Raw genomic sequence first — 24,401 nt, 5'->3', positions numbered from 1 at the left:
TAATACAAATGGGTGGGAAAGATTACGGATTTTGTTTTTCATCCTAATAAATGGGGGGATGATACATTGATAACTAAGGAAATAAAAGCATTATTTTGTAATATAGTTGATGCTGAAAATTATGATGACTCAAAAGTTGGCCGCCTTGTTTATTCATATGATGCAACACCACAATATCAATCGATGCCAGACGCGGTTATTGCACCAAAAAATACAGCAGAAATATCGGAAATTATAAAAATATGCAATAACTATAAAATTCCGATTGTGCCAAGAGGCTCTGGAACAAACCTTTGTGCAGGGACATGTCCAACAGAAGGGGGAATTGTCCTTCTTTTTAAACATATGAATTCTATTTTAGAAATTGATGAAGAAAATTTAACAGTAACAGTCGAACCTGGCGTTATTACATTGGATATGATTGCAGCAGTGGAAAAGAAGAGGCTGTTTTATCCTCCTGATCCAAGTTCTATGAAAATATCAACAATTGGCGGCAATATTAATGAAAATTCCGGAGGCTTAAGAGGCCTTAAATACGGTGTCACTCGAGATTATGTTATTGCATTAGAAATTGTTCTTCCAAATGGAGATATCATTCAAACTGGAGGAAAACTTGCTAAAGATGTAGCTGGCTATGATTTAACACGCCTATTTGTTGGCTCTGAAGGGACCCTTGGCATTATAACAAAAGCAATATTAAAGCTTATCCCAATGCCAGAAACAAAAAAAACCATGCTTGCACTTTACCAAGACTTAGAGGCAGCTGCAAGAAGTGTTTCCAAAATTATTGCCAATAAAATCATTCCAACCACACTAGAATTTTTAGATCAGCCAACATTAAAAGTAGTAGAAGATTTTGCACAAATCGGTCTGCCGACAGATGTGAAAGCAGTCCTCCTTATTGAACAAGATGGTCCGCTAGAAGTAGTGGAACAAGATATGAAGAAAATGGCAGAAATTTGTAAAGCAGAGAAAGCTATCTCCGTCCAAGTAGCACAATCTGAAGAGGAAGCAGAAAATCTGCGCACAGCACGCCGTTCCGCTTTGTCAGCTTTAGCAAGATTAAAGCCTACTACTATTTTAGAAGATGCCACCGTGCCTCGTTCTGAAATCGCCCAAATGGTTACAGCAATAAATGAAATCGCTGAAAAATACAGCCTGGATATATGCACATTTGGTCATGCAGGAGATGGTAATCTTCATCCAACATGTACAACAGATGTACGTAATCATGAGGAAATTGAGAGGGTCGAACAAGCTTTTGCGGAAATTTTTCAAAAAGCAGTGGAATTAGGTGGAACCATTACAGGGGAACATGGTGTTGGCATGATGAAAGCACCTTATCTTCATTTGAAACTTGGAGAAGCGGGAATTGCGGCAATGAAAGCAATGAAGCAGGCATTTGATCCAAATAACATTATGAACCCTGGAAAAATTTTTGCGAAAGATACCAGAAAACGGGTGGTGGTGGAAAAATGATAACGATAAAAGAACAAAAAGTGATTCAAGAGCAGTTTAAAGAACGGCTTAGTGAAGATGATCTTCTCAACTGTATGCGTTGTGGTTTTTGTCTCCCTACTTGCCCTACATATATTGAATCTGGTTACCAGGAAGCCCATTCTCCTCGTGGAAGATTGGCTATTATGAAGGCGGTAGCAGATGGTCTGATAGAACCGGATGAAGATGTAGAGCGTTCTCTTAATATGTGTTTAGGCTGTAGAGCTTGCGAACCAGTTTGTCCATCTGGAGTCAATTATGGTCATCTTTTGGAAGATGTTCGTGATATTATTAATCAAAACAAAAAACATTCTCTTCCAGTAAGAACGGTTCGCAAAGTGGTATTTGATGGACTATTCCCATATAAAAACCGAATGCAGTCATTAACAGGACTAATTGGCTTTTATCAGCGATCAGGACTTCAGACTATTGTTCATACAACAGGAATGCTAAAGCTTTTGCCAGATAGTCTCTCTTCTATGGAAAAAGTTCTTCCAGCCATTCCAACAAAAAAAGAAATGAAAAATCGCCCAACCCACCTTTTAGCACATGTTGAAACGAAAAAACGGGTAGCCTTCTTTTCAGGCTGCTTAATGGATACGATGTTTATGAAAACAAATGATGCAACATTAAAGTTGCTACAACTTGCTGGATGTGAAATCATTATTCCATCAGAACAAGCATGCTGCGGGGCTCTTCATGGACATAGCGGGGAAAAAAACACTGCAAAAAAATTAGCAAAACAAAACATTACGGCATTTGAATCTCTTGAAGCAGATTATATTATTACAAATGCCGGTGGCTGCGGTGCCTTTTTAATTGATTATGACCATCTTTTAAAAGACGAACCCGAATGGGTGGAACGAGCAAAAAAATTCACTGCTAAATTAAAAGATATATCCAGTATTTTAGTGGACTTGCAGTTCCATAAAAAAGTACATTTGCACCTGCCTCATCAAGTAATTACCTATCAAGATTCTTGTCATTTGCGCAATGTGATGAAAACATCCTCTGATCCTCGAACATTAATAAAGGCAATAGGTAACATAGAGTATCGCGAAATGAAAAATGCAGACAGCTGCTGCGGTTCTGCCGGGATATATAATATTGTAGAATCAGAAATGTCCATGAAGATTCTAGATAGTAAAATGAAAGCAACGAAACAAACGGAAGCGAAGACAATAGTAACAGCAAATCCTGGCTGTTTGCTGCAAATGAAATTGGGAATTGAACGGGAAGGATTAACAGATAAAGTTCGTGCTGTTCATATTGCCGATCTTCTGTTGGAGGCATCTTTACAAACTTCCTCTGACTAACATTTTTTTGTTTCTTTCTATTATATATAGATACCATTTTAAATAAAGGCTATATCCAGTTTTACCACATAAAAGAGAAACTGCTCTTTTATTATAGAAGGAATTAAACTAACCCATGTGGATGAACTGGATATAACTTTCCATTAACTGCAAAAGAAATTCGTCCAGTTTCTTCTGAGACAACAAGCACAAGTGCATCTGTTTGTTCACTTAACCCAATCGCCGCCCGATGTCGTGTTCCTAATTTTTGTTCCCCTCTATATTGCTTGGATGTTGGAAAAATATTTCCTGCTGAAACAATCGTATTTTGGTCAATTAATACACCCCCATCATGAAGGGGATTTCCATTGTAAAAAATGGCTTCTATCAGTGAATATGATAGTTTTGCATAAATGGGAACACCTGAATGGATAAAAGCTTCGACATTAGCTTGTCTTTTAATAGCAATTAACGCACCATGCCGCCGATTTGATAAATGCTGTACCGCTACCGTTAATATGTCAACTTCATTTGTAAAAGTGCGAAGGTATGTTTTTAAATAATGGCTTGCTGCCGTTGCATGAATTATTCCAAAAATAACATTTATCTCTTCAAAATCATTTAATATACAACAGCTAGACTCTTCTATCATTTTTTCTAATGCAAGCATTCGCTCTAATAATTGATTTACCTGGATTTTCAACATGTCTCTTATTGCTTCCGGCAGTTCCACCTTACTGATTTCCACCAAAAACACCTGCCTTTTTTTCCTCTTAATTTTTCCTTTATTATATATTTTATTCTCATTTTCTATAAGAAGAGAGGATGAATTCCGATAAGCATGGAAGGGATAGATTTCTCCTTCTCCAATAAAAATTATGATATATATGACTAAGAAAAGGAGTTGGAACAGATTAAGAACAAGCAAAAATAACATTCAGGATCTTTCCTGATTTAGACATGCATGGTAATGGGGATTTCTATAAAGAGGTCTTTGGCATTATAGTATTAATTTGAGGATAATTCACCGTTTATCTCCTTACATATTTTCCAGCACTATTCCAATAATTTTTGAAATAGTGCTAATTTCATTTAAAAAAGGGGGTTCTGATTAAAAAAATTAGGCCATTTTGTTTCATTATTGTATCGTTTATGAAAAATATGTGTAGCAGCTGGAGACATTGGCGGAATAAGCCAGGCCCAATTCCCGGTAATATCTCTCCCCTTACTTTCTTCTTTTTGCTTAAATATTTTAAACTGCTGTGCTGCAGTGTGATGATCTACTATTGCTACACCATCCTCTTGAAAAGAGTGCAATACAGCAATATTTAATTCTACTAATGCTTTATCCTTCCAAAGTGATGCATTTTTCCGCTGATTCAATTCCATCATCGAAGCTATCTTAGGAAGCATATTATAACGATTATCATCTGCAAAATTTCTCGCCCCAATTTCCGTTCCCATATACCAGCCATTAAATGGAGCTGCCGTATAATGAATGCCCCCTATCTCTAGGCGCATATTTGAAATAATTGGAACAGCATACCATTTCAGCTGTAAATCTTGGAATGCTGGAATTTCCGGATGACGGATAGGAATTTCTAAGATTAACTTTTCTGGAATAGCAAACCATTGTGGTTTATCCTCATTTATTTGGACTACTAATGGGAGTACATCAAAATAAGTGCCTTGCCCCCTCCAGCCTAACTCTTGACAATACTTAGTAAAGTTTAGCGAATCTGGATCTCCAACTATGCCATTTTTTGTTTCATATCCCGCATATCTGATTAATTGATGATTTAAAATTCGAATGTTTGTTTGCTCTGTTGATGGAGGAAAGATGGTAATGGTTGGTTTAATTTTCCCGCCATTTGTTGCATATTCAATATGTTCTAACAAAGCCTCTTTAATATCTGCAATTGTAGCTACTTCCCGTTTATCTATTACATGCAGCGTATCCCAAAACAATCTTCCAATACAGCGATTATTATTGCGCCAAGCCATTTTCGCTCCATATGCCAGCTCTTCTTTTGTATGGACATAGTGTCCTTGATTTTTTATTTCTTTTTCAATTTCTTTTAAACGCTCTTCTATTTGCTGTTCCTTTTTATTTAATTCTTTGTAGCATTCCTTAATAAATGCTGTCGCTTCATGAATGATACCTTGTTTGCTATTCAAAAAAAATCCTCCCTATTGAGATAGAATTATCCTATCATAAGCTTATTTGAAGGAAAAATAATAGACGTTCACTTTAATAGTTTTCGTATAATGTTTAACTTCTTTTCCGTATAAGGAGGCTGCAGTATTGTCGTATTTATTCTATTGCTTTTTTTCAATACACTTCTTTGATGAGAAAAAGTAAAAAAGCTATACTTGCCATGATATGCTCCCATTCCAGAATGTCCGACACCGCCAAAAGGCAGTTCTGGATTTGCCAAATGAGTAATTGTATCATTGATGCTTACACCGCCAGATGATATTTCATCTAGGATCGTTTCTTCTACTTTTGCATCTGCAGTAAATAGATATAAAGCTAATGGTTTAGAAAATTCATTTATGGAAGCAGGCACTTTATGTATATCTGTATAAGTAATAATCGGCAAGATTGGTCCAAATATTTCTTCTTCCATTGAAGGAGAATCCCATTTCCCATGAATCAAGGTTGGTCCAATAAAACGGCTATTCTCATGAGTTATTCCCCCATGAATAATCGTTTTATTTTCTTGTTCCCTCTGCAATATATTTTGCAATCTTAAAAAATGTTTATCATTCACAATCCGTCCAAAGTCTTCTTTTGTTTTTAAAGAATCTCCATAAAAAGAGTGCAATGTTAATTTCATTTCTTGAATGAGCTGATCTTTTACTGTTTCATGCACTACTACATAATCTGGTGCAACACAAGTTTGCCCAGCGTTTACCGTTTTCCCCCAAATAATTCTTTGAGCAGCGATAGCAATATCCGCTGTCTCATCTACTATTGCAGGACTTTTCCCTCCCAATTCAAGCGTGATGGGAGTAAGGTTTTTCGCAGCTGCTTCCATCACTATTTTTCCAACCCTCTCACTGCCTGTAAAAAAGATATAATCAAATTTCCCTTCAAGAAGTGCAGCAGTAGCAGAAACTCCACCTTCTATCGACCGAATATATGCAGAATCAAAAGTAGCCTGAATAATTTTTGTAATAACTGCGGAAACAGATGGAGTCATTTCTGATGGTTTAATGACAGCCCCATTTCCCGCAGCAATGGCTCCAATTAATGGTTCAACTACTAGCTGAAAAGGATAATTAAATGGGCCTATAATCAGAATTGTTCCTAATGGTTCATAACGTATATAGCTTTTGGCTGGAAACAAAGTAAAAGGAGTTTTTACCTTTTTTTGTTTTGTCCATTTTTTTAAATGCTTCATTGTATATGTAATACTGCTTAAAACAAAACCAATTTCCGTTGTATAGCTTTCAAATGGATGTTTTCCTAAATCTTTTTGTAATGCAGCGATTATTTGTTCCTCATACTCTTTGATTTTTCCCTTTAGTTTAAGTAATTGCTGCAAACGAAAATCAAGTGACCTCGTTGCTTTTGTATAAAAAAATTGCTGATGCTCTTTTACTAGTTGTTCAACATCAGCATTTGTTAATTTATTCTGCAATTCATTCACTCCTTTCCGAAATGTTAAATAGAGAAAAACCAGAACCGACTACCTTATGCCTGTTCTGGCCTTTCCTCTTTTATCCCGCATTAACGAAGCCCCCATCTCAAAATTATAAGGGGGCAGGAGAAATCTAGGTGTGGGCTAACTGCTCCTAAAAGCCCGATTGGTTCAACTAACAATAAGTGGGGATGAAACCCCACACTTATTGAAGTTTCACTCTATAAAGAATGATGCAATATTTCCAATACTTTTTTCAGCTGATCTACAGGGATTTGCCCAGGTGCCGAAGCTTTTTTTGCTGCAGCAAATGTTACGTCAGATCCGAACAACTCTCCTGCCATGCGACTAATGGAACCTGTCCCTGCCATCGCCATAGTGATAATAGGGCCATTTGCATACTGTTTTTTCATCGTATTGGTCGCATCCAATAATGTAATGACGTCTTCTGCATTTTTTGGCATAACTGCCATTTTCGGCAAATCTGCACCTAAACTTTGAGCTTTGATAAGCCTTTTTATTATTTCTTCTTTTGGAGGGGTCTGCTTAAATTCATGATTGGATATAATAACAGCTACCTTTTTATTATGGGCAAATTCTACAAGTTCTTTTATAGATGCTTCTTCCTGTAATAGCTCTATATCAATTATATCAGCCATACCAGTTTCAACTATTGCTCCATTTAATGCAAAATAAGAAGCTGTTTCTAATTCTCTTTCTCCTCCTTCTTTTGCGCTTCTAAAAGTAAAAATAAGCGGTTTATCTGGAATTACTTTTCGAATTTCATACAGTGCCTGTATAACCATTTCACTATCTATATGCTCAAAAAAATCAACACGCCACTCAATTATATCTACATTTGATGTTTTTAAAAGGGCTGCTTCTTCCTTTAATTGCTCCATGGTTTGTCCAATCAGCGATACGCAGATTTTCGGCATCCCTTCTCCAATGACAATATCCTTAACTTTTACTAATTTTCCCATTCTTATTCACTCCACTTTCAGAGATTGATAGAAGAAATTCATAGAATTATCTGTCAAAAAGGTAGTTTATAATCTTTTTGCATGGAATATCATTTTCCTCCACTTATTTTTCATCATTTAAATCCCAAGCTAACTTTAATGACTCTACAATATAATTTGCTACTTCCTCTATTTCTTGCTGATCTGTCAGCACTTTAGAATGATGATCAGCATAAATTTGTTTTCTTTCATAAAATAATGCTTCCATTTCTTCTATTGATTTCCCTTGTAAAACCGGCCTGCTGTCTATAATCATATGAAGTCTTTCTTTCCAACTTTCCCAAGTTAAATCTAAATAAATCACGATACAATTTTCTAAACAAGCTTTTTTTATCTCTTCTTGTAAAAAAGATCCTCCACCTAATGAAATAATGTGCAGCTTTCTTTTGCATAGATTAATAATTAATTCTTTTTCCTTTTCGCGGAAAGTTTTTTCCCCAAGCTGTGCAAAAATTTTAGACACAGGCATCTCATATTCTTTTTCGATTTCTTGGTCTGCGTCAATAAAATCCCGATATAATTTTTTTGCAACTGCTTTGCCAATGCTTGTTTTTCCTACTCCCATAAAGCCAATAAATACAATGCTTTTTTCTCTTAATGAATCGTTTCGATTAGCCAAAAGGAAAGCCTCCTATATCTTTATCTGAAATATAATTATCCCAATTTTTCTTTCCCTATTATAAGTCAAATAGACACTTTATCATAGAACTTAAATGAAGAATAACTCCATCATGTTATGCATATGGATAAAAAGGATGGTGCACTCAAACCAAAAGATTTCTAAAACTTTGCACTATCTCTTTTTACCTTACGTTTCCTTACCTTCTCATTTAAATTCTAATTAAACACTAATTTTTCCTTATTCCATTATTAGTTTCTTTCCTTTATTTTCACCATTTTCTCCTTTTTTAGTAAATAATCGCCGCTATTAATGGTTTTATAGCAATAAAAAACTCTTTATTTATAATAATTATAAAATAGTATTGATTTTTTTATTATAGATGATATTATTATGTTATTAGAATAAATTACGAGGTGATTTTCATGTCCAATAATAAATTAACGACAAGCTGGGGAGCTCCAGTTGGAGACAATCAAAATTCCATGACAGCAGGACACCGTGGTCCAACTTTAATTCAAGATGTTCATTTGCTAGAAAAATTAGCTCATTTTAATAGAGAACGTGTTCCAGAACGTGTGGTACATGCTAAAGGTGCGGGAGCTCATGGCTACTTTGAGGTAACTAATGATGTATCAAAATATACAAAAGCTAATCTTTTTTCAGAAGTTGGAAAAAGAACTCCAATGTTTATCCGTTTCTCAACAGTTGCTGGGGAACTAGGATCTGCTGATACAGTACGTGACCCTCGTGGATTTGCTGTAAAGTTTTATACAGAAGAAGGAAACTATGATATCGTGGGAAATAATACACCTGTATTCTTTATTCGCGATGCAATCAAATTCCCTGATTTCATCCATACACAAAAAAGAGATCCAAAAACACATTTAAAAAATCCAACAGCAGTTTGGGATTTCTGGTCACATTCTCCAGAATCATTGCATCAAGTATCCATTCTTATGTCAGATCGTGGAATTCCAGCTACATTAAGACATATGCATGGCTTTGGAAGCCATACATTTAAATGGGTAAATAAAGAGGGTGAAGGTGTCTGGATTAAATATCACTTCAAAACAGAACAAGGTGTTAAAAACTTAGCTGTTGATGCTGCAGCACAAATTGCTGGGGAAAATCCTGATTATCACACAGAAGACTTATTTAATGCTATTCAAAACGGAGACTATCCTGCATGGACTCTATATGTTCAAATTATGCCATTAGAAGATGCAGATACGTACAAATTCGATCCATTTGATGTAACAAAAGTATGGTCTCAAAAAGACTATCCATTAATTGAAGTTGGACGTATGGTGTTAGACCGCAACCCAGAAAACTATTTTGCAGAAGTAGAGCAAGCAACATTCTCTCCTGGAACACTAGTGCCTGGAATTGAAGTTTCTCCAGATAAAATGCTGCAAGGACGTTTATTCGCATATAGTGATGCGCATCGTTACCGTGTTGGCGCTAACCATAATGCATTGCCAATCAACCGTCCGAAATGTCCAGTTCACAATAATCAGCGTGATGGCCAAATGCGCTTTGATGGAAATGGCGGCGGTTCTGTCTACTACGAACCAAATAGTTTTGGAGGACCAACAGAATCTCCTGCAGATAAAGCGACTCCATTTGCTGTATCAGGTGTCGCAGATAGCGTAGCTTACGATCATTATGATCATTATACACAAGCAGGAGATTTATACCGTTTATTATCAGAAGAAGAACGTACTAGATTAGTAGAAAATATCGTTGGTGCTATGACACCTGTTGAATTAGAAGAAATCAAATTGCGCCAAATTGGCCACTTCTACAAAGCAGACCCTGAATACGGTACTCGTATTGCAGAAGGTTTAGGATTATCCGTACCTGAAACAGTAAAATAAAAATTTTCAAATGAAAAAACCTAAAAGTCTACGCTTTAGACTTTTAGGTTTTTTCATTTTAACTTCATCATTTATTCTTCGATTGACTTTTTATTGGTAGATGCCCATTGATTATTTGTTTCGCTTTTATGATTTGTTTTGGATTTTTCTGTTACATCTACATTTGCCCCTGCCCATTGATTATCATTTTGCGATTTTTTTGCTTTTGTCATCTTAATTCCCTCCATTTATCTTTATAGTGAAAACTCCCTACAGACTTACAAAGATAGTATGGATGTAACTCCTTAAAATTATGAAACAATATTTTGATTTCAACCTTTTTTGGCATTTAATATATTGCTCCTTCTGCATATCTTCTAAGAAGAAAAGTTGCCTTGTTGCTTCCTTTTTCTCATTTTTTCTTCAATTTCTCCTTACTTTTGTTCAAAATTTTTTAAATGGCTATTTTTTGGCTCAGCGTCCTCTGTTTCTAAATAATATTCCTCTTGATAACCTACAATTTTATTTTTTGCAGTCGCAGCGCGTTTAATACAACGGAAACTGAACTGAATGCCATTGCCGCTCCTGCAAGCCAGGGTGCTAAAAAACCGAACGCTGCAAATGGAATGCCAATCACATTATAAGCAAATGCCCAAAATAAATTTTGTTTAATATTCGTCATCGTTTTTTTACTTAAAGCAATACTGTCTGCAACGCTATTTAAATCTCCTTTCATCAAGGTAATATCGCTAGCTTCCATTGCAATATCTGTTCCTGTTCCAATTGCCATGCCAATATCGGCTAATGCAAGTGCAGGAGCATCGTTAATGCCATCCCCAACCATTGCAACTATCTTTCCTTGCTTTTGCAGTTTTTTCACTTCATTTGCTTTTGCTTCTGGAAGCACTCCTGCAATCACATGATCAATCCCCGCTTCGTTTGCGATAGCTTTTGCTGTTCGTTGATTATCGCCCGTAATCATAATTACTTCCAGTCCAAGTTTCTTTAATCTATGGATGCTTTCTTTCGACGTTTCTTTTATCGTATCTGCAACAGCAAGCATCCCTGCATACTCCCCATCAAAAGCGGCAAGCATCACTGTTTTCCCTTGCTCCTCTAATACTTCCATATCCGTTTGGATCATTGAAATATTAATATTATTTGACTCCATTAACTTACGTGTACCAACTAGCACTAATTGATGATCCACTGTTGCTTTGATTCCAAATCCAGGAATAGACTCGAACAAAGATACATCTAACATAGAGATATTTTTCTCTATCATACCGTTGACAATCGCCCTTGCAAGTGGATGCTCTGATTGATTTTCTGCCGATGCGACTAATGCCAAAAATCGTTTTTCTTCATAATCGGTTCTAATATCGGTTAAAACTGGCTGACCATTTGTAACAGTGCCTGTTTTATCTAATAAAACAGTTTGAACCTTATGCGTTATTTCCAAATATTCGCCGCCTTTAAAAAGGATGCCATACTCTGCCCCGCGTCCAGAACCAGCCATTATAGATGTTGGAGTTGCAAGTCCGAGTGCACAAGGACAAGCAATAACTAATACAGCTATTAACTTTTCTAATGCAGCAGCAAAATCAAATAGATCTACTGCAAAATACCATATGCCGAAAGTAAGAATGGCTAAAGCAACAACAACTGGTACAAAAACCCCAGAAATTTTATCAGCGAGCCGCTGTATGGGCGCTTTTGAACCTTGAGCTTCTTCTACTACTTTAATAATTTGTGCAAGCGCCGTTTCTTTTCCAACCTTTGTTGCTTTTACTTTTAAGAATCCATTTTTATTAATGGTAGAGCCAATCACTAAATCAAAAGCTTTTTTGTCAACAGGTATACTTTCCCCTGTAATCATTGATTCATCTACTGCCGATATTCCCTCTATTATTTCACCATCAACCGGTATTTTTTCGCCAGGTTTAACTAGTACGATATCTTGCACTTTGACTTCTTCTAGCGGAATGACAACTTCTCTTCCATCTCGCCATACTGTCGCTGTTTTTGCTTGCAATCCGATTAATTTTTTAATGGCCTCCGAAGATTTCCCTTTCGCTTTTGCTTCTAATAATTTCCCTAAAATAATTAATGTAATCAGTACTGCACTTGTTTCAAAATAAAGTCCTTCTATATGTCCATGGTGACCTATCGATTGAATAGCTAAAAATAGACTATAAAAATAGGCTGCTGATGTTCCTAATGCAACAAGTACATCCATATTAGCACTAAAGTTTTTTAATGCTTTATATGCACCAATATAAAATTGTTTTCCAATCATAAATTGAACAGGTGTCGCAAGGAGAAATTGAAACCATGGATTCATCAAAATATCTGGAACATATAGAAAGGATGTAAGCTGAAAATGACCAACCATTGTCCATAACAGTGGCAAGGATAAAATAGAAGAAAGGATAAATCTTTTCCTCTGTTTTCTAAATTCTTTCTCACGATAATCATCTGTTTCCTTATTATTTTTCTCGTTGCTAATGTTCGCACCGAACCCAAGTTTTTCTATCTTTTCTACCATCTCTTTTGGTGAGGTGATGGACGGAATATAATCAATCGCGGCTTTCTCAAGTGCTAAGTTAACTGAGGCGCCATTAACTCCTGCTACTTTTTTTAATCCTTTTTCAATACGGCTTGCACAAGCAGCACAACTCATTCCCGTTATGGAAAGTTCTACCTTTTCCTGCCGTACACCATAACCTAAACCCTCTACTTTTGATTGAATATCCAAAGGCGTTAACAAATTTTCTCTATAGTGAACAGTTGCTTTTTCTAAAGCTAAATTTACATTGGCATTTGTTACTCCGTCCATTTTTTTTAATCCTTTTTCAATTCGATTTGCGCAGGCTGCACAAGTCATCCCAGTGATTTCAAATTGGCTTTCTTTTACTGATAGTTCCATTTGAGCGGATGTATGATCTTTTTCACTCATTTCTAACACTCCTTATACCTATATGGGGTATATATTCATTTAAAAAAAAAGCTGTTTTCGTATAGATTGTTTTTATTTAACCCGTAGGATGAATACACTTCGCTTTCCGCGGGGCGATCTTCGAGCCGCTTCGTCGTTTGGTCTCGCCTGTCTCGCTAATCCCGCAGGAGTCTACGTATATTCATCCTGCTCAGTAATTCTAAAAGGTTTATCACCTTATTCAAAAAAGCACCAAACTTTTTGAAAACAGCTAAAAAGAAAGAGGACTCCATATCATCGTATGCACCAAAAGCCCCCTGCCTTTTTCATTCACTATACTCGCTTTATTTACTTTATATCATAGCCTTGATCATCAATAGTTTCCTTGATTGCTTCTACACTTACTTCTTTTTCATTAAACGCTATATCAACAAGCCCATTTTCTAAATCAACTTTTACTGCTTTAATGCCTGCAAGTTCTCCTACACTGCTCTCTACTGCTTTTACGCAATGCCCGCATGACATTCCTTCTACTTTTAATGTTATTTGTTCCATATTTAACACCTCTTATTTTTTCATTAATCTTTGAATGGTTGTGAGTACTTCATCGACTACTTCCATGTCGCCTTCTTGAATGCGATCCACTACACAATTTCGCAAGTGCCCCTCTAATAAGATTTTAGCCACACTATTTAAAGCAGATTGCGTAGCAGCTATTTGTGTGATGACATCATCACAATACGTGTCTTTTTCAATTAGCCCCTTAATGCCCCTTATTTGACCTTCCACTCTATTTAAACGAGTAACTAAGTTTTTTTTGACTAAATCAGAATGATGGCTTTTCCTTTCAGAAACAGTGTGGCAATGTGCTTCTTCCTCAACAGCCGCTCTTTGCTTTTTCTCCATTAAACCACTCTCCTTTAACAAAATAATACAATACCCCATTGGGGTATATCAAGATTTTAATATTGAATACTTTGTGACAAATTCCATCCTTTAAAGAAATGATTCTGCCATTAAAGAATAGGAATTAACTTTATCTTCAAAATGATATAGATTGCAAAGAATCATAAATTCTTCTGTTTGATACTGTTCTTGTAAACGAAGCAATTCTTCCCGCACCTTTTCCTTTGTTCCAATAATCATTCGCTTTCGATTTTCTTTTATGAATCTTTTATCTTCATTCGTTAATATTTGCTGTTTAGCTTCTAAATACGATGGAATTTTTGTATCTTTCCCTTTGCTGACAGAAAGCAGCCATAAATCTTGACTGAAAGCAAGTTGTTCTGCTTTTTCTTGTGTAGAAGCACAAACAACAAAAATACACACATTTGCTGTCGGCTTCTTTTGGGCACTAGAAGGTGCAAAGTTTTCGTAATAATGCTGCAATGCTCTTTTCCCATTTACCGGCGATATAAAATGTCCGTATGTAAAAGCAAGCCCATTTTCAGCTGCGAGTCGCGCTCCCCTATGTGTAATTCCGAGCACCCATATTTTTGGAATACTTTCAGAAATAGGGTAGGCAATTACTTGCTCTGTTTCTTTATTATTATGTAAATATCTTTGCAGATTCTGCAATTGCCGAGGAAATTCATTCATACTTTTGCGTATTCCATCTGTTAATGCTAATCTTGTTTCTAGAGACCCCCCTGGAGATCTGCCTATTCCAAGATCAATCCGATTTGGAAAAAGAGCTTCTAGCACTTTAAAATTTTCTGCTACTTTATATGGGCTATATTGGGGAAGCAGCACTCCACCAGATCCTACTTTTATTGTTTTTGTATGTGATGCGATATGAGCAAGCAAAACTTCTGGAGATGATCCTGCCATTCCATTCGAATTATGATGCTCTGCTACCCAAAAACGAGTAAATCCCATTTCCTCTGCTAACTGTGCTAATTTCACCGTGTTTTGCAATGTGGTTCTTGCAGTAGACCCGTTGCTAATAACGGACTGATCAAGTACACTAAGTTTCAACTAAATTACCTTCTTCCCTTTCTATACGTTGCATACGATAATCATACAGCAATACTTCAGCTATTATCCAAATCATATATTGTTAAAACAGATATCTACCGATTAGATTCTTAAATCACTTGCAATAGCTAACAGGAAAAAAGGAATCAGTTAAGCTAACTGATTTCCCCTTTGAATTGCTGCCATATATTATTTCTTCATCCCTGTGTAAATATGAATAGCATCTCGTAAAAATTCTGCACTGCCTGGCTGTTTTTTATCATAATATGCTGCAAACCTTGCATCATCCACGTACATTTGCGCCAAATTCGCATGCGCTTCCTTACTGTATTTGCTCCAAGAGAACAGGAGCCATTGTTTATGCAAATCTGCTGCCTTTTGAGCGATATCACTAGCAGGATCCCTTGTTTTATATGCTTCTGCCAATGCAGCCAGCACTTCTTTTTCTAGATCTATCATCTTTTTATAATCTTTCTCTGACATATTCCTAAATTTTGCATTCGCTTGATCAATGGTCTCATCTCCATATTTTTCGCGAATCTCTTTTCCATATTTTTTTTCATTTTCTTCTATTTTATTTTGTTTAAATCCTTCAAACTTCTGTTTATTGCTCATATTTCTTCTCCCTTCTGATTTTGCAATAGTTTTCTCTACATTCTGTATTAATGCATCTAATTGCTTACGTTTTTCTAAAAGTTTCACTCGATGATCCAGAAGCGCTTCCTTCACATTAAAGGATGGAGACAAGATAATACTTTTTATCATTTCAAGACTAACACCTAACTCTCTATAAAAGAGAATTTGCTGCAATCGGTCTACTTCCTCTTCTCCATATATTCGATATCCAGATGAATTGACTCTGGCTGGCTTAAGAATACCGATTTCATCGTAGTACCGTAATGTTCTTGAGCTTACTCCCGCTAATTTAGCAAGACTTTGAACAGTATATTCCACTGCCTCACCTCCTTATAACTACATGATAAAGGTTGACGCAACGTGCATGTAAATAGTTTTTTCTATAAAGATTCTAATTTTCTCTATATTAGGAAATAGTTATCTTTCTAGCATTTCTTATTAGATAATTCCGAAAATTTAGGATAACTTCAAATATAATTGTGTATAATAGAAGTAGAAAAAACTTTTATTTTCCCCTAACCTCATTAGTAAAATCCTTCCACATCACATGTCCAAAAATGTTTAGGCTTCATTCAGTTGGCTTCTCGAACATCATTCCACCGGTCGTATTTATTGATGCAGCCATTTTTAAACCAAGCTTTATTTCTATAGCTTATACAATCATTTTCATCGTATAAAAATAGTCAATGTTTCCATAATAAAAAGAAAAAGAAGGGAGAATATAATGTATCCAGAAAAAAATGAAATCATTTCAGATGAGTTTTTAGATAAGATTGCAAAAGAGATTAATGAAATGTATGGATGGCATACAAAACTTCAAACGGAAGAAGAAATAGAGGAGGAAAAGGAAATTTAACTAGGTAAAATCAGATTTTCCTTTTCCTTGTTTTTATACTACAACATGCTTTGGCGTTTGATTATTTAATGCTGCAAGTAAATTTTCTGCAGCTAATGTTGCCATTTTTAAGCGGGTATTGATACTGGCACTTCCAATATGAGGAAGAGCTACTACATTGTTAAGGGATAAAAGTGGATGATTTAATGAAAGTGGCTCTTCTTCAAAAACATCTAAACCTGCTGCCCAGATTTGTTTTTTTAATAAAGCCTGATATAAATCTGCTTCGTTGACAATACCGCCTCTAGCTGTATTAATAAGTATCGCTGTTTCTTTCATCATTTTTAGTTCTTTTGCTGTTATTAAATTTTCTGTTTCTTTAGTATATGGAGTCATAACGCAAACAAAGTCTGATTGCTTCATTAAGTATTCTAATTCTACATATTGCATATCAAACTCTTTCTCCAAATTTAACTTTTGGCTGCGATTATAATATAAAATATTCATATCAAAACCTTTGGCTCTTTTTGCCAATGAAGCGCCAATTCTCCCCATACCAATAATGCCAATTGTTGCTCCAAAAACATCTTGTCCAGTCAATTGCATAGGGGACCATGTTTGCCACTCTCCATTTTTCAAATAATCCCTTGCTTCTACTAGTCTTCGTGCTGTTGACATAAGCAGCGCGAATGTTAAATCTGCAGTAGTTTCTGTTAAAACGCCTGGTGTGTTCGTTATGGTAATCCCAAGATCCTCAGCTGCCTGTATATCAATATTATTATAGCCAACTGCCATATTGCTGATTACTTTTAAATTTTTTGCTTTTTCCATTAAAGCTCTATCAATACTTTCTGTCAGCAGGCAGAAAAGTCCATCCACTTCTTTAATTTCCTTTTCTAATACTTCATAAGGAACTGGGACATCCTCTTCCTGCCACATTTTAATACTGCATAGACTTTCTATTTGCAAAATAATCTCCTTAGGCAATTTTCTTGTGATAAATACTTTCGGCTTCACCTGTACCACTCCTTTGCATCATAGATATTGACACTAACTGCTGTATCCTAGTTTCTAGCATACTATTATTATAAAGGAAAAAATCACCTTTTAGGAAATCAAAAGAGCGTGATAAGACTTTTCAATAAAATCGCAGAAATAATAACTTTGATAATAAAGTGAAACTTCAATCAGGCTTTTACTCAACAAATTTCTATCCACCTAGATTTCTCGTTTTCGCTTATCATCCCTTAAGTCAAGGTGGGCATGCGCGATAAAAAAGATGGCCTTTAAAGAGCCATCTTTCTACCATACTATGTAATTACTCTACAATTTCTCCATTCGAGGCAATAACCTCTTTGTACCAATTAAAGCTCTTTTTCTTATATCTTTTTAAATCTTTTAAATCTTTTTCTCCTCTATCGACAAAAACAAATCCATAACGCTTTTCAAACTGTCCACCAGAACTTAATAAATCTGTTGATCCCCACGTCAGATAGCCAATAATATCTACCCCTTCCTCTATCGCTAACTTCATTTGTTTAATATGTTCATGCAAATAAGAAATTCGATAATCATCTTCTACAGTACCTTGTTCATTTAATGTTTCTTTTACACCAATTCCATTTTCAGTAATAAAAATAGGAAGGCGATAGCGTGCATACATATCCTTTAAGCAGACTCTTAAACCAATTGGATCAATTGCCCATCCCCATTCATTTGTTTTTAAATGTGGATTAGGTGTTACTCCAGAAATAATGGATTCATTATTTTGTTTATCGCTGCTTACTGTTTGGCTTTGATAGTAGCTAATGCTTAAATAATCTACCGTATTCTCTTTAAGGAGTTTAGCGTCTTCTTCTTCAAAGATTGGCATGATGCCTTTTTTCTTTAAATCGCTTGTTATATAAGTTGGATATTCTCCATGTGCAAATACATCAAAATAGAAATCTACCAACCATTCTTTTGCTTTCATATTAGCAATGGCATCTTTTGGCTTGCAAGTGTTTGGATAGGTTGTCAGATAAGTAACCATACCAGCCATTTTTCCTTCTGGCACAATCTCATGCAATGACTGTACAGCCTTAGCATGTGCAATAAAAGCATTATGTGCCACTTGATAAAGAAGAGCTTCTTTATTTTCCGCCTGTTCTAAATTTACACCCCAATATTCAGGCTTTGTCAGCACTAAATTTTGTTCATTAAAAGTCAGCCAGTATTTTACTTTATGACTATAACGTTTAAATACAGTACGTGCATAGTGATCGAATAAATCTACCACTTTTCTTGATGCAAACCCATTATATTTTTTTGCCAAAGCAAGGGGCAGATCAAAATGATATAACGTAATAACAGGCTGAATGCCATTCGTAATCATTTCATCAAATAAATCATCATAAAATTTTAGCCCTTCTTCATTTGCTTCTCCTTCTCCATCGGGGAAAATTCTTGACCAAGAGATGCTTGTACGATATGCATTAAACCCCATCTCTTTAAATAAAAGAATGTCTTCTTTATAACGATGATAAAAATCTACAGCAACTTTCCAATCAGAATGTCCTTCCTTAATAGGACGAGCATCTACTAACGATAGCCCCTTTCCCCCTTCATTCCAAGCACCTTCCGTTTGAAAAGATGTTACTGCCCCTCCCCATAAAAAATTTTTTGGAATAATAGTAGTCTTTTTCTTTTCCGTCTTAATTACCGCCTCTCTTTTTTTAATCGCTTACATTTATTATAAAGCAAACCTTTTATATGTCTATACTTTTTACTTAAAAAGAAAATACATATAAAAGGTTTATTATCATATTTAACCTGCCGCATGCGCTGCATATTGAGATTTATATAATTTCCAATAAGCTCCTTTTCTTTTCACCAATTCCTCATGAGTGCCTTCTTCTATAATCCTTCCTTTTTCAATATAAAAAATCCGTGATGCATTTTGAATCGTCGATAACCGATGAGCAATAATAAAGGATGTTCTGCCTGCAAGCAAAGATTCAAGCCCTTTTTGCAGCGCTATTTCTGTTTCCGTATCAATAGAAGATGTCGCTTCATCTAGGATGAGTATGCGAGGATCTGCTAATAATGTTCTGGCAAATGAAATTAATTGTCTTTGCCCAGCCGATAACCTTGTTCCTCTCTCATTCACTTCTGTTTGATACCCTTCTTTTAATCTTCCAATAAAGGAATCTGCCTGGACAGCTTTTGCTGCATTCATCACTTCCTTATCTGTAGCATCCAAGCGTCCATACCGAATATTATCCATAATAGATCCAGAAAAAATAAATGGATCTTGCAGCATAATTCCCATTTGTTTTCTTAAAGATGGAATTGTTACAGATTGAATATCTACCCCATCTATTTTTATATAGCCGCTGTTTAAATCATAAAAACGGCTAATCAAATTAACGATAGATGTTTTTCCAGAACCAGTAGCGCCGACTAAAGCAATCGTCTCCCCTGGATTTACTTGAAAATCGATATCCTTTAAAACTCTATCTGCTCCTTCATAGCCAAAATCAACATGCTCAAATTCTACCTTTCCATCAACAAGGGGCAATTTACGGCTATTAGGATTATTTATGACTGTTGGTTTTTCATCCATCATTTCAAAAATTCTTTCCAAGTATGCCATTGCGTTAATGATGGCATTATAAAAATTCCCTATATTAGATAAGGGAGTCCAAAACATCCAAATATACCCGATAAACGCTACTAAAGCCCCAACTGTAACACCTTGGCCTATCATCGAAATTCCTACTATATAAATGAAAGAAACAGTAAGAACAGAGATATTCTCAATCGAAGGCCAAAGCAAAAATTGGATACGGACAGCTTTCATCCAAGAGTTTTTATATCCTTTTGAAACTTCCATAAAAATCTTTTTATTTTCATCTTCTCGAGCAAACGCCTGTGTTACCTTTATGCCATTAATACTTTCATGTATATAGGCATTCATATTGGATTGCTTATTGCTTAAATCTTGCCATGCCTTTCGCTGAGCATTTTTAATCAAGAAAATGATTGCCGCAAGCACTGGGAATCCAATCATTGCAAGAATAGCAAGCTTTGCATTAATAGCAAACATAAATCCAATAATAACAATAAGACTAAATATATCTGTAATTAAATTAATCATTCCATTTGATAAAAGATCACTGAGTGAATTAACATAATTGACAATTCTTACAAGTATCTTTCCATGCGGCCTATTATCATAAAAGGAAAAAGATAGCGACTGAATATGAGTAAATAAATCTTTGCGGATATTCTGTATCACACTTTGCCCAATTTCAGACATCATCCTAATTCGATACTTCATGCAAACAGCAATTAAAAACAGTGCAATGACATATATTCCTGCTAATAAAGAAAGTTCTCCAATATCTTTTTTTGGTATAGCTGAGTCAATAGCATGTTTAATTAAATATGGACCTGTTAATCCAGCTGCACTAGCCAAAAGCATAATGAAAATAGTAAATAGTATTTTTCTTTTATATGGTTTAATATATTGCATGAGCCTTTTTAAATGGCTATAGCTGAAAGGAGTTTCTAATTCCTCATCAACATCAAATTTATTCCGAGCCATTTATATCACTTCCTCACCAATTTGCTTATTCTCAAAATTCCCATATTGATTCATGTACACGTCAAAATAATAGCCTTTTTTCTTTAATAATTCTTTATGTGTTCCCCTTTCCATAATCTTTCCATTATTCATGACTAAAATGATATCTGCATCTTTAACAGAAGAAATTCGATGGGCAATGATAAAACTTGTTTTTCTTTTTTGCAGTGATTTTAGCGTATTTTGAATTTTATATTCCGTTTCCATATCTAAACTGGATGTTGTATCATCTAATATAAGAATCGCAGGGTCTTTTAATAAAGCTCTCGCTAAAGCAATTCTCTGCCTTTGTCCGCCGGATAAACCAACCCCTCGTTCTCCTACCACTGTGTCATACCCTTCAGGCAATTTAGAAATAAAGTTATGTGCATCTGCCATTTTTGCAGCATTTTGCACAGCCACAAGCGAGGCCTCTGGATTGCCGTATGCAATATTCCCTTCAATGGTATCAGAGAATAAAAATATATCTTGCATAACAGTAGCCATGCCATTGCGGAGTCTTTGTATATCCCATTTTTTCACATTTACGCCACCTATTAACACCTCGCCAGCATCTGCATCATAAAAACGGCTAATAAGATTCACTAATGATGATTTTCCAGCACCAGTTGGACCAATAATTCCAACCGTTTCCCCTGCTTTTACAGAGAAGTGAATATCTTTTAAGACTGCTTCCTCTCCATAGCTGAATGAAACATGTTGAAACTCTACCATCCCAGTCATTTTTGCTGCAACTGGCTGGTTTATATTAATTATTTTTGATTTCGTTTTTAATAAATCTTCTATTTTTTCAGCAGAAGCAATAAAACGTTGGACATCATTAAGAAGCCATCCGGCCATTTTCATTGGATTGCTGATAGCCCATATCAGCGAATTAAACATAACCAATTCCCCAAATGTCAGGGTTCCTTTAATTACCATAAGTCCTCCACCAAAAATCATTAATACAGTTAGTACTCCACCAAGTGAATCAAGTATAGGTAAATACTTTTCCCATATTTTAGAAGACTGCAGGTTTTTTTCCTTAAATCCATCATTTTCGATGGAAAATTTTTTTATCTCATAATTTTCTTTTGCAAATGCCTTTACAATTCGATTTCCGCTAATATTTTCTTGTACAACTGAATTTAATTTAGCAAATTGGTTTCTAATTTCTGTAAAAGTTGGTTTAACATCTGAAGTTAATCGAAAAGCGAAATAACCTATAACTGGGGTGACAATCAATAATGTAAAAGCAAGCGGCGGGTGAATATAGAACATAAAACCAATAGCAAAAAGAAGAATGGCGACGTTTTCAAAAATCATGTAGACAGTCCATGCGGTAAAGTGCCGAACCGCTTCTAAATCACCTGTCATTTTTGCCATGATATCGCCTGTTTTCGTTCGATCATAAAAACTAAAATCAAGATGATGCAGCCGTTCATACATATGTTCCCGCATCTTAAAAATTACATTTTGGGATAAACCTTCAAAAACCAATTGATAGCTATAACGAACTATCGTTCTAATAAGTGTACCTGCTATCATAATACCTAGAAATATCCATAATAGATGGTTTTGATCTCCCAAAATGACTTTATCAATTATCTTTCCTGCTAAATAAGGATTAACCATATTTAAAGCAGAAACGATTAATGCCATTATTAATCCAACACATAATCTTCTCCAATAGTGATATAAATATCCCCAAATCCATCGTAAACTTTGCAAAAGAAACACACTCCTTTCTACGTGCAGTGAACTTTCACAGTAAATACACTTTAAGGAATCAACAATTTATTATGGAATGAACACCTCCTTTTTTAAAATGCACTAAATAATCTTATTAGGCTAAATGCTTTTCTATGTATGTATTTTATATAACTGCTACTCTCATTTTTAAAATTTAATAGTGCTACTGTTATCACAGAAGGAACAGACAGTGAAATAATAATTATTCCAAAAAAATGCCTATTGGTTCACATCTGCCTAAGTAATCTAGAAAAAAAAACGGCTTTAAATAGGCCGCTTTCTAATTTATTTTATTTAGTTGATTAAAATCCATTACTCTCGGCAACCGTCTTAAACCAATGTCCGCTTTTTTTAATTGTGCGTTCACCATCTTGATTTAGATTAACCGATACAAAACCATATCTGTTTTTATAGGCATTTGTCCAAGACCAATTATCCATAAATGTCCATAAATGATAGCCCTTCACATTAGAGCCTTCTTGAATTGCTTGATGCACCCATTTCAAATGATCTTGAATAAACTCAATGCGATAATCGTCTTGAATTATTCCATTTACATCTCGAAATTTTTCTTCTCCCTCAACACCCATTCCATTTTCAGAAATAAAACATTCTATATTCCCATAGTTTTCTTTTAGATTTACGAGAATATCATATATTCCTTTTTCGTAAATTTCCCAGCCTCTATGTGGGTTCATTTTCCGTCCAGGCATAATATAATTATCAAAATAGCGGTCTGGCATAAATGGACTTTCAGGATTTGGCAAATGTTCTTTTGCTTTTACTCGTCTTGGCTGATAATAGTTTACACCTAGAATATCTACCGTATTATTTTTAATAATCGTTAAATCGCCATCTTCTATTGTTGGCATATATCCCTCTTCTTGTAAAATCTCGACTAATTCCTTTGGAAATTCTCCTTTTACAGAAGGATCTAAAAATGATCGGTTAAAGAAAGCATCTGCCAGTACAGAAGCTTTAACATCGGCAGGGTTTTGGCTTCTTGGATATGAAGGCGTCAAGTTAAGGACGATTCCAATTTTGCCTTTTTGTTTTTGTTCTTTATATGCTTTAATTGCTTTAGCGCTCGCTAATATCGTATGGTAGCCTACTTGAACAGCTTTTTTGAAATCTACTTCATTAGGATAATGGAAATCATACAAATATCCTCCTTCAACAGGCACAATCGGTTCATTATGAGTAAACCATTTTTGAACACGATCTCCAAATAATTCAAAGCAAACTTTTGCATAAGCTTCATATGCATATACGACTTTACGGTTTTCCCATCCGCCAATTTTTTGCAATTCCATTGGCATATCAAAATGAAAAAGACCAACAAAAGGCTCTACTCCGTTTTTAATAAATTCATCTATGACATTATTATAAAATTGCACAGCTTTTTCATTTATTTCGCCACTGCCGTTCGGTAGTAATCGGGACCAAGAAATAGACATACGGAATGAATTATGACCTATTTCTTTCATTAATTTAATATCTTCTTTATATTTATAATAAAATTGAGAGGTATTTTTTGGCCCCACACCGTCAAAGAAACGCTCTGGTTGTAGCTCATACCAGTAATCCCAAATATTTTCCCCTTTTCCATCTATATTTGCCGCTCCTTCTGTTTGTGTAGCGGAGGCTGCTGATCCCCACCAAAATCCTTTTGGAAATTTATAGTGTAATTCACTCATTTTATTTCTCCTTTCCATCTA

20 protein-coding genes are annotated in these 24,401 nt (G+C 35.3%); 4 read left to right on the top strand and 16 right to left on the bottom strand.

Annotation, left to right across the window (positions count from 1 at the left end):
- The first annotated feature begins 66 nt into the window (after window positions 1-66).
- Together glcD and CWS01_RS11180 are read left to right on the top strand one after the other, a co-directional pair.
- The gene (gene glcD, locus CWS01_RS11185; protein ID WP_101177283.1) at window positions 67-1,479 is read left to right on the top strand and encodes a glycolate oxidase subunit GlcD; all 1,413 of its coding nucleotides are present in this window, start codon (window positions 67-69) and stop codon (window positions 1,477-1,479) included.
- Window positions 1,476-2,813 carry a (Fe-S)-binding protein gene (locus CWS01_RS11180; RefSeq protein ID WP_101177282.1) on the top strand — a complete coding sequence of 446 codons (1,338 nt, stop codon included), beginning with the start codon at window positions 1,476-1,478 and terminating at the stop codon, window positions 2,811-2,813. Before glcD ends, CWS01_RS11180 begins: the two co-directional genes overlap by 4 nt.
- A 103-nt stretch (window positions 2,814-2,916) precedes the next feature.
- Here CWS01_RS11180 and cdaS read toward each other — a convergent pair whose 3' ends face one another.
- From cdaS to CWS01_RS11155, 5 genes are all read right to left on the bottom strand, one after another.
- Complete coding sequence (gene cdaS / locus CWS01_RS11175) at window positions 2,917-3,540, bottom strand: sporulation-specific diadenylate cyclase CdaS (RefSeq protein ID WP_235852031.1); 624 nt, start codon at window positions 3,538-3,540, stop codon at window positions 2,917-2,919.
- Window positions 3,541-3,884: 344 nt separating this feature from the next.
- Window positions 3,885-4,970 carry a nitric oxide synthase oxygenase gene (locus tag CWS01_RS11170; RefSeq protein ID WP_101177281.1) on the bottom strand — a complete coding sequence of 362 codons (1,086 nt, stop codon included), beginning with the start codon at window positions 4,968-4,970 and terminating at the stop codon, window positions 3,885-3,887.
- A gap of 68 nt (window positions 4,971-5,038) precedes the next feature.
- Entirely contained in the window at window positions 5,039-6,439 is a 1,401-nt protein-coding gene (locus CWS01_RS11165) for an aldehyde dehydrogenase (protein ID WP_101177280.1), read from the bottom strand.
- 221 nt (window positions 6,440-6,660) lie between these two features.
- Window positions 6,661-7,422, bottom strand: a complete 762-nt coding sequence (gene aroD, locus CWS01_RS11160) for a type I 3-dehydroquinate dehydratase (protein ID WP_101177279.1) — start codon at window positions 7,420-7,422, stop codon at window positions 6,661-6,663.
- Between the two features lie 103 nt (window positions 7,423-7,525).
- On the bottom strand, window positions 7,526-8,026 hold the full coding sequence (locus CWS01_RS11155) for a shikimate kinase (protein WP_101177378.1): 501 nt from the start codon (window positions 8,024-8,026) through the stop codon (window positions 7,526-7,528).
- A gap of 479 nt (window positions 8,027-8,505) precedes the next feature.
- Here CWS01_RS11155 and katA point away from each other — a divergent pair, with 479 nt between their 5' ends.
- Window positions 8,506-9,960, top strand: a complete 1,455-nt coding sequence (gene katA / locus CWS01_RS11150; protein ID WP_101177278.1) for a catalase KatA — start codon at window positions 8,506-8,508, stop codon at window positions 9,958-9,960.
- Between the two features lie 71 nt (window positions 9,961-10,031).
- Here the strand turns inward: katA and CWS01_RS22365 are convergent, their stop codons facing one another.
- The 6 genes from CWS01_RS22365 to CWS01_RS11125 all read right to left on the bottom strand — a co-directional run bounded on the left by CWS01_RS22365 (window position 10,032) and on the right by CWS01_RS11125 (window position 15,808).
- A complete protein-coding gene (locus CWS01_RS22365) occupies window positions 10,032-10,172 on the bottom strand; it encodes a hypothetical protein (RefSeq protein ID WP_157827630.1) in 141 nt (46 codons plus the stop codon).
- Between the two features lie 281 nt (window positions 10,173-10,453).
- Window positions 10,454-12,868, bottom strand: a complete 2,415-nt coding sequence (locus CWS01_RS11145; protein WP_101177377.1) for a heavy metal translocating P-type ATPase — start codon at window positions 12,866-12,868, stop codon at window positions 10,454-10,456.
- A gap of 357 nt (window positions 12,869-13,225) precedes the next feature.
- On the bottom strand, window positions 13,226-13,432 hold the full coding sequence (gene copZ / locus CWS01_RS11140) for a copper chaperone CopZ (protein WP_101177277.1): 207 nt from the start codon (window positions 13,430-13,432) through the stop codon (window positions 13,226-13,228).
- Between the two features lie 12 nt (window positions 13,433-13,444).
- Window positions 13,445-13,783 (bottom strand): metal-sensitive transcriptional regulator, encoded by a 339-nt coding sequence (locus tag CWS01_RS11135; RefSeq protein WP_101177276.1) that lies wholly within the window; start codon window positions 13,781-13,783, stop codon window positions 13,445-13,447.
- Between the two features lie 90 nt (window positions 13,784-13,873).
- Window positions 13,874-14,854, bottom strand: a complete 981-nt coding sequence (locus CWS01_RS11130; protein WP_101177275.1) for an LLM class flavin-dependent oxidoreductase — start codon at window positions 14,852-14,854, stop codon at window positions 13,874-13,876.
- Between the two features lie 189 nt (window positions 14,855-15,043).
- Window positions 15,044-15,808: a MerR family transcriptional regulator gene (locus CWS01_RS11125; protein WP_101177274.1), complete on the bottom strand. Its 765-nt coding sequence runs from the start codon at window positions 15,806-15,808 to the stop codon at window positions 15,044-15,046.
- 406 nt (window positions 15,809-16,214) lie between these two features.
- Between CWS01_RS11125 and CWS01_RS11120 the strand changes: the two genes are divergently transcribed.
- Window positions 16,215-16,346: a hypothetical protein gene (locus CWS01_RS11120; RefSeq protein ID WP_101177273.1), complete on the top strand. Its 132-nt coding sequence runs from the start codon at window positions 16,215-16,217 to the stop codon at window positions 16,344-16,346.
- A gap of 33 nt (window positions 16,347-16,379) precedes the next feature.
- On the opposite strand, the gene CWS01_RS11115 is transcribed toward CWS01_RS11120, so the two are convergent.
- From CWS01_RS11115 to CWS01_RS11095, 5 genes are all read right to left on the bottom strand, one after another.
- Window positions 16,380-17,342 (bottom strand): 2-hydroxyacid dehydrogenase, encoded by a 963-nt coding sequence (locus tag CWS01_RS11115; RefSeq protein WP_101177272.1) that lies wholly within the window; start codon window positions 17,340-17,342, stop codon window positions 16,380-16,382.
- A 301-nt stretch (window positions 17,343-17,643) separates the two neighbouring features.
- Window positions 17,644-19,023, bottom strand: a complete 1,380-nt coding sequence (locus CWS01_RS11110; protein ID WP_101177271.1) for a glycoside hydrolase family 1 protein — start codon at window positions 19,021-19,023, stop codon at window positions 17,644-17,646.
- Window positions 19,024-19,131: 108 nt separating this feature from the next.
- Window positions 19,132-20,913: an ABC transporter ATP-binding protein gene (locus CWS01_RS11105; RefSeq protein ID WP_101177270.1), complete on the bottom strand. Its 1,782-nt coding sequence runs from the start codon at window positions 20,911-20,913 to the stop codon at window positions 19,132-19,134.
- A complete protein-coding gene (locus CWS01_RS11100; protein ID WP_101177269.1) occupies window positions 20,914-22,662 on the bottom strand; it encodes an ABC transporter ATP-binding protein in 1,749 nt (582 codons plus the stop codon).
- A gap of 323 nt (window positions 22,663-22,985) precedes the next feature.
- A complete protein-coding gene (locus CWS01_RS11095; RefSeq protein ID WP_101177268.1) occupies window positions 22,986-24,380 on the bottom strand; it encodes a glycoside hydrolase family 1 protein in 1,395 nt (464 codons plus the stop codon).
- Window positions 24,381-24,401: the final 21 nt, after the last annotated feature.

Origin of the sequence: Niallia nealsonii, from assembly GCF_002835805.1 — a bacterium.
Taxonomy (GTDB): domain Bacteria; phylum Bacillota; class Bacilli; order Bacillales; family Cytobacillaceae; genus Niallia; species Niallia nealsonii.
The sequence above is the reverse complement of the archived record's forward strand: the minus strand, read 5'-3'. Positions and strand labels throughout refer to the sequence as shown.